This window comes from Methylophilus sp. DMC18 (assembly GCF_056314005.1).
Window position 1 is genome coordinate 170631 of record NZ_JBQUZE010000006.1, and the last position, 7607, is coordinate 178237.

Sequence of the window (7607 nt, forward strand, 5' to 3'; positions counted from 1 at the left end):
TTGAAGTCTGCTTTTGCGAAAACTCACGGTTTTACAAGTGCTGCCTGCCTTGCAATCTGGCGGTGTGGAGCGCGGCACCCTGGAGGTGGCTGCAGCACTGGTGGCACAAGGGCACCGCTCGCTGGTGATGTCCGCGGGCGGGCGCATGGTGGCCGAGCTTGAGGCGGCTGGCAGTACGCACTTGACCTGTCCGGTCGGACGTAAGTCATTACTGACCTTGTTATGGATTCCCAAATTACAACGCATTTGGCGGCACATGCAGGTAGATATTGTCCATGTCCGTTCGCGCTTTCCAGCCTGGGTGGTCTATTGGGCCTGGAAAACCATGCCACGTGCAGAGCGTCCGCGCTTGGTGACGACCGTGCATGGGTATTATCGGCCAGGCCGGTATAGCCGGGTCATGACCGCAGGCGAGCAAGTGATAGTGATTTCAAAAACCATACAAGCCTATGCGCAAACGCATTACCAGCTTGAAAACCATAAAATGACGCTGATCTACCGCGGGGTGGATACCACTCAGTACTTCCCAGGCTACCAGCCAGAGGCGGACTGGAAGCAGCAATGGTTTGCCCAATATCCGCAGACCCAGGGCAAACGCCTGCTATTACTCCCGGCCAGAATTTCGCGCTGGAAAGGCGCGGAGGATTTTGTCGAGCTGGTGGGGGTGGTTTGTCGTCAACATAAAGATATTCATGCTTTGCTGGTGGGGGAGGTCGATACTGGCAAGCAGGCATTCGCAGCGACTTTGCAACATCAGATTGCGCTGGCCGGCCTGAGCGATTGCGTGACGATGACGGGTTATCGCAAAGACGTGAAAAATATCATGGCGATTTCCGAGATCGTCTATTCGCTGTCTTTAGCACCTGAGGCGTTTGGACGGACCACGCTGGAGGCATTGAGTCTGGGTGTGCCGGTGATTGCGTATGATCATGGCGGCGTGGCGGAGCAAATGGCGGCCTTATTACCGGAAGGGGCTGTGCAAGTGGGCAATATTGCTGAAGCGGCGATTCTGACCCTGAATTGGCTGGAGGAGCGGCCTGCGGTGCGCCCGAATACTCTGTTTACTTTAGCCGACATGCAACAGAAAACGCTGGACGTTTACCAGCGCGTCATGTCTCAGCCTTTGGATGTGAACACATGATGTTTGCACGTACAATGTTTAAAGTCTGGCCTTCAGGATGGGCAGACAGCACTGCGGTGCGGATGCCGCCGGGCTTGGCTTGGGCTTGTACCTTGCTGGCGGTGATGATGATCGCCTGGAGTCCGTTTTCTGGCGGGGCCCGATTGCCCACCGCTTTGCTGGCCATGGTAGGCGTGTTTTTATGCTTTAGGTCGGGAGTGGCAATATTCAGGCAGTCTGTAGTGCGTCGCTGGAGTGCAGTCTTCTTGCTGCTATGGTTGCCGATGTGGCTGTCGTGCTTGCAGGCTGAACATCCCCAAGCCAGTTTGGCGGCGATAGCCTGGTTTAGCCTGCTGTATTTTGCAGCGCTCCCATTATTGCTGACATTCCAGGTGACCCGCTATCGCCAGCTGTTTGCGCAATGGGTGACGGGCATCATGCTGTTGTGGATGCTGGATAGCAGTATTCAATATCTTTTCGGCGTCGATCTGCTTGGTATTGCCAAAACACCGGAAGGCCGCATTACCGGCATGTTTCATGACTTGCACCAAGGGATTCTGATGTTACCTATGTTGCCGCTGCTGTTTTATCACTGGTTGCCCCAGCGTCCCTGGTTGGCGTGGGGACTGGTGCTAGGCGTTGGCGTGGTGGTGACGCTCTCTGGTGCCAGAGGATACTTGTATATATTTTTGCTGATGTTGTTACTGGCCTTGTGGCAGCAGCGGGCAAGCTGGAAAGTGTGGGCCGCGGTACTTTGTATGCCCTTGCTGGCTGTGGCATTGGCTGGTGCGTTGAGCCCGCAACTGGCCAAATATAAACTGCAGCATACGCAGGCGATTGCGGATACGCAGCAGTCGACGTTTGACCGCGTGAATCATGCGTTAAGCTACCGCCTCAATTTGTGGGAAACCGGGCTACACATGTGGCAGGCGCACCCGCTTACCGGTGTCGGCAGCAATCACTTCAAGCGTGTTTATGCCGAGTATGCCACGCGCAGTGATGACCCTTTTGTGGCTCACCCTACCCATACGCATAATATTTATGTTGAGTGGCTGGCCGAAACCGGCCTGGTGGGTGGCATCGGCCTGATCGCGATTATGGGGTTATGTGTGGCCTGGTTCAGGCAAGCGGCGCGTCCGCTACAACAGCAAGCCTGGCCTTATGCCTTACCACTGATGGTGATTTATTTTCCGCTCAACACCACGCAACCCATGCTGGTGCCTTGGTGGTTTCCGGTGCTCATGCTATTGGCCTGCCTCATGATTGCAAGTCTGCAAAGGGATCAGGATGCACAAGCAAGTTAGGCTAAAGAGTTATCTTGATGCTGACTGCCTGTCGGAGTCACTCGATCAGACCGTAGTCTGCGATTTGCCCGCCCGGCAGGAGATCAAACGCATCCTGATCATCAAGTGGGGCGGCATGGGCGATATTGTTATGAGCACAGCCGCCATCGAGGACATTCATCAGGCGTTTCCACAGGCCGTCTTGCATTTAAATACCTTGCCAGCCTGGCAGTCCCTGTTTGCAGATGATCCTCGATTTGAGCGCATCTGGTGTTTGAATCTGCAGCAAAAATCAGGGCGTTGGCGTATTTACCGTCAGTGGCTGGCTGAAGTAGCAGCCATGCAGTATGACTTGATCATTGATTTGCAAACCAATGATAAAAGCCGGCTGTTACTGAGCCTGTTGCGATTGAGTGGTCGCGCGCCCAGGTGGCTGTTGGGCAATCATGCGCGCTTTCCCTACACGGTCCGTCAAATTCGCGCATTGCCGCAGGCCCATAGTTTTCAAATCTTGCAGCAGACCTTAATCACAGCAGGCATCCCCGCCCTGACCAATGGGCCAACATTGGCCGTGAGTGCTGCTGCGCAAACGGCTGCCCAGCAGTTGTTAAGCCAGCATGGGCTGACGTCTCAGCCTTTTGCGGTATTTTTATGTGGTAGCCACGCCGGGATGGCGACCAAGCGCTGGGGCGCCGAACAGTATGCTGCCCTGGTGGCACATTGTATTGCGCGTGGGGAGCGTGTGGTATTGCTGGGCGGGCAAGATGAGGCCGAGACGTGTCAGCAGATTGCCAGCCGTCATCCTGCGCAGGTGGTGAATTTATGCGGGCAAACCAGCTTGCTGGCCGTGTCCGCTATTTGTGCGCGGGCGCAATATATTGTTGCTAACGATACCGGAACTGCGCATTTGGCGGCAACCACCCCTACGCCCATGGTGGTGCTTTGTGGGCCGACTAATCCACTGCGGGTCAAACCGGTAGGCGCGCAAGTTGTCGCCTTGCAACTCGATTTGCCTTGTAAAAACTGCTATACCAAGCAATGCAGCCATCACTCCTGCATGCGACAGTTGACGCCCGCGCAAGTGTTACCTTATTTGCCGGAAGTGAAGCGCCATCATGCCTAAAGTGATTTGGTGGGGGCGTTCAGACCTCAATTATTCCCGCAACCGTATCAGTCGGCAATTGCTGCAGGCCTTGGGCTGCCAGCTAATCGACTTCAGGCCACATCTGAGTGGCTGGGGGGATGTTGAAGCGCAGTTAAAAGGCCTGCCTACGCCCGACCTGGTGTGGGTGCCCTGTTTCAGGCACCGAGATGTTGAAGCCGCCAGCCGCTGGGCACGCAGACGCGGTGTGCCGCTCGTATTTGACCCCTTGATCAGTGCCTGGCAAAAGCAGGTGTATGAACGGAACAAGTTTGCTGAGCAGAGCCCGCAAGCACAGCGCTTGCTCAGCACCGAGACAAAGTGCTTGCAGTTGGCGGATATGGTGTTGCTGGATACGGCGCTGCAACAGCAGATGTTTAGTGAACGTTTTGGATTGTCAGCAGAAAAAACCGCGGTGGTCTATGTAGGCGCGGAGCAGCCACTGTTTTCGCCGGTATCGCTGGTTAAGCCCCGACCCCTGAGCACAGAAGTCTTGTTTTATGGCAGCTTTATTGCGCTACATGGGGTAGAAACGGTGATTGAAGCCGCCAGACTGACGGCGGCTCAACCGCATCTGCGTTGGGTGTTGTTGGGCGATGGCCCGACCAAGGCGGCGGCACGGCAGCAAGCGGCGGGCTTGGCTAATGTGCATTTTGAAGACAGTTTGGCCTATCCCAATTTGCCAGGCCGGATCGCCAAAGCCGATATCGTGCTGGGCGTGTTTGGCGGCTCACAAAAGGCCGCGCAGGTCATTCCTAATAAAGTGTTTCAGGGCCTGGCCTGTGGCCGTCCTGTCATTACGCGCAGCAGTGACGCTTATCCGGCGGCGATGCCCAACGGGCCGTTGAGCGGTTTATGGCAGATCGAGGCAGCGAATCCTGCCGTCCTGGCCGATGCGGTCATGCAATGCGTGAATAGCCAGCAGGACAAAAAATTGGCAGCACGTACTTTATATACGCAGTACTTTTCGCCTGCGCAGTTAGAACAGCAACTCAAAGAGGCGCTGGGCAGACTCGGCGTGTCCTTTGAGTGCAGGTAAGCAAGCATGATGACCTGCGCTCAACCCCGTATCCTCATGATTACGCTGTCCAATATTGGGGACGCCATCCTGACGACGCCGGTACTGGCAGCCCTGCATGCGCACCTGCCAGAAGCGCGCATAGACCTCGTGAGTGATGTCCGTTCTTCAGCCTTGTTTGACCCCTGTCCTTATATTGACCGTATTTTCGTGCGCGACAAACGTTCAGGCTGGGCGGGCTATGTGCAATTGATTCGCTTGTTGAGAAAAACCCGGTATGACGTCCTAGTCGATCTGCGCACGGATTTTTTGCCTTATCTGCTGCGGGCAAAGCAAGTGTTTAAAAAACGTTCCAATGCCAGCACCATGCACCTGCACTCGGCAGAAAAACATTTGGCGGCCGTGCAGACGTTAGTCGGCGATCTGCGGCCCAACGCAACCTTGTGGGCCAGCGAGCAAGATCATGCCTTGGTTGCAGACCTATTTCCCATGCTGGGCCAAGGGCGCTGGTTGGCGATCGGGCCGGGCGCAAATTTTGCCGGTAAAATCTGGCCAGTCGAGCGTTATGCAGCGGTGGCCAATGCGCTTGCAAATGCAGTCTCTGGCGTGGTGTTGCTGGGTTCGCAGGCGGATGCCGCCCTCGCACAACGCTTTGTTGCACTGGCTCAGCTGCCTGTGCAGGTGGCGTGCGGACGATTAAGCTTGCCGCAGTCTTATGCCTTGCTGCAAAAGTGTGATGGCTATCTTGGCAATGACTCCGGGCTCGGGCATATGGCCGCCGCGGCGGGTTTGACGAGCCTGACCTTGTTTGGCCCGGGTTCGCCGGTCCGTTATTTGCCCTGGTCTCCACAAGCGCACTTTATTCAAGATGCACAACAGGATATTCTCGGGATTGGTGTAGAGGCCGTGGTGGCTCGTCTGCAGGGCTTGTTGGCCGAGATGACTGTCGATGCCCAAGTCCAATCTCATATAGGCTCCTCTGATTCAAGGTCGCCCAGCGCTCATAAAAACCATTAGTCTTTACCATGATCAATCACACTCCCAGCGCGTATGCGCAACTGACCCGGCTCATGGCCTATCTCAAGCCTTATTGGGCCACTTTTTGTCTGGCGCTGGTTTGCCTAGTAGTCTTGTCCGCCAGTAATACCGGTTTTCTCAGTACCATCAAGCATGTGACGGATGAAGGGTTCACCACGCAGACACAGACCTATGCGCGCTTGACGCTGGCAGCGATGCTGGGTGGCTTGTTGTTGGTGCGTGCATTGGCAGGCTTTGGCTCCAATTACCTGATCAGGATTGTCGGCCGCCGCGTCATCGAGGATGTACGCAATCAGGTTTTTGCACACATGCTGAAGCTGCCCACCAGTTTTTTTGATCAGCACGCCATTGCCAATATCACCACCAAAATGACGTTTGATTGCGAGCAGTTATATAGTGCGGTCACCAAAGTCATCATCTCCTCCATTCGCGATAGCTTGACCATTATTGGCATCGTCTCTTATATGCTTTATCTGGATTGGAAACTGACGCTGGTGTTTTTGCTGCTGTCGCCGCTGATTGCCCGATATCTGAAAAAAATGACACCTAAATTGCGTAACTCTGGCCGTCAGGTGCAAGCCAGCATGTCAGACATGACACAGGTGATTGAAGAGGCCGCCAGTGGACAGCGCGTGGTCAAGGTGTTCAGTGGCGAGCAGTATGAGTATGAACGCTTTAGCCATATCGTTGCCACTAACCGGCAAATGATGGTCAGGTTAGGGCGCATCTCTGGTTTAAACAGTATGTTTGTCGAGATGCTGGCCGCCATTGCGTTAGCCATGGTGATCTATTACTCTGCCGGCCAGTTTACCGCTGGTGAGTTTGCGGCTTTTATTGGCGCCTTGCTCATGCTGATTGGTCCGGTGAAAGCGATTACTTCTGTGAATGAAGATGTGCAAATTGCGATTGCCGCCTGCCAAAGTGTGTTTGCCGTGCTGGATACGCCTGCCGAAAACAATCAGGGTCAGGTGGTTTTGGCTGAGCCCATCCGCCAAATTCGCTTTGAGCAGGTCACTTTTCAGTATCCGCACGCGAACAGTCCGGCGCTAAAAGAGCTCAACCTGACCATCCATGCTGGTGAAACGGTGGCCTTGGTTGGCATGTCAGGGGGCGGCAAGTCTACACTGGCGCATTTGTTGCCCCGTTTTCATGAGGTGCAACAAGGACAGTTACTGATCAATGATCTCCCTATCCAGCAACTGGCGCTGGCTGAGCTGCGCCAGCAGTTTGCATTCGTCAGTCAGGAAACCGTCTTGTTCAATGACAGCATTTACCACAACATTGCCTACGGCAGTTTACGTGGGGCCTCTAAAGAGGCGGTGATTGCAGCAGCAAAGGCGGCACATGCCTGGGAGTTCATCGAAAAACTGCCACAACAACTGGACACGCATATTGGTGACAGGGGCTTGCGGCTCTCCGGCGGCCAACGTCAAAGACTGTCGATTGCGCGCGCCATGCTTAAAAATGCCCCCATCTTAATTTTGGATGAAGCGACGTCCGCGCTCGATAATGAATCCGAACATAACGTGCAGGCCGCACTGACCCAGCTCATGCAGGGCCGAACCACCATCATGATCGCGCACCGCCTCTCCACCATTCAGCATGCCAGTCGAATAATCGTCATGGATGGTGGTCGTATCGTTGAAGAAGGTGTGCACGAGCAACTCATGCAGGCCGGCGGCAAATATGCCACGCTCTACCATCTCTATGGAAAAAGCAAATAACAGTTGACACTGTTTTTGAAAGTTTGCTATAGTCTCACCTCTCGACGCAACACATGTTTTATTAGTCGATTCGGACGCGGGATGGAGCAGTCTGGCAGCTCGTCGGGCTCATAACCCGAAGGTCACAGGTTCAAATCCTGTTCCCGCAACCAAGCAAAAATACGTTTTAAAATTAAATGAATTTGATGCTTGACCGAACGAAAAACCTCTGTATAATGCGCGCTTCGCTTGAAACGTTGGAAGTTAAAACGGAAGGGCGAAAAGCCTTCGAGGCACTGTTCTT

At 54.5% G+C, this 7607-nt stretch carries 6 protein-coding genes and 1 tRNA gene; all 7 read left to right on the forward strand.

Translation table 11 applies throughout. From position 1 onward, the window contains the following. The first annotated feature begins 13 nt into the window (after positions 1 to 13). The 7 genes from ACT53G_RS14015 to ACT53G_RS14045 all read left to right on the forward strand — a co-directional run bounded on the left by ACT53G_RS14015 (position 14) and on the right by ACT53G_RS14045 (position 7476). On the forward strand, positions 14 to 1141 hold the full coding sequence (locus tag ACT53G_RS14015; protein WP_338656758.1) for a glycosyltransferase family 4 protein: 1128 nt from the start codon (positions 14 to 16) through the stop codon (positions 1139 to 1141). Then, positions 1138 to 2424: an O-antigen ligase family protein gene (locus ACT53G_RS14020; RefSeq protein ID WP_275356786.1), complete on the forward strand. Its 1287-nt coding sequence runs from the start codon at positions 1138 to 1140 to the stop codon at positions 2422 to 2424. The genes ACT53G_RS14015 and ACT53G_RS14020 overlap by 4 nt, the downstream gene beginning before the upstream one ends. Further along, positions 2408 to 3526 (forward strand): glycosyltransferase family 9 protein, encoded by a 1119-nt coding sequence (locus ACT53G_RS14025; RefSeq protein ID WP_476169704.1) that lies wholly within the window; start codon positions 2408 to 2410, stop codon positions 3524 to 3526. The genes ACT53G_RS14020 and ACT53G_RS14025 overlap by 17 nt, the downstream gene beginning before the upstream one ends. Next, on the forward strand, positions 3519 to 4583 hold the full coding sequence (locus ACT53G_RS14030; RefSeq protein WP_476169705.1) for a glycosyltransferase: 1065 nt from the start codon (positions 3519 to 3521) through the stop codon (positions 4581 to 4583). Before ACT53G_RS14025 ends, ACT53G_RS14030 begins: the two co-directional genes overlap by 8 nt. Positions 4584 to 4589: 6 nt before the next feature. Continuing rightward, entirely contained in the window at positions 4590 to 5579 is a 990-nt protein-coding gene (locus ACT53G_RS14035) for a glycosyltransferase family 9 protein (RefSeq protein WP_476169706.1), read from the forward strand. Between the two features lie 8 nt (positions 5580 to 5587). Beyond that, positions 5588 to 7324 carry a lipid A export permease/ATP-binding protein MsbA gene (gene msbA / locus ACT53G_RS14040; protein WP_275356790.1) on the forward strand — a complete coding sequence of 579 codons (1737 nt, stop codon included), beginning with the start codon at positions 5588 to 5590 and terminating at the stop codon, positions 7322 to 7324. A gap of 75 nt (positions 7325 to 7399) precedes the next feature. Next, positions 7400 to 7476, forward strand: a tRNA-Met gene (locus tag ACT53G_RS14045). The last annotated feature ends 131 nt before the right edge of the window (positions 7477 to 7607 follow it).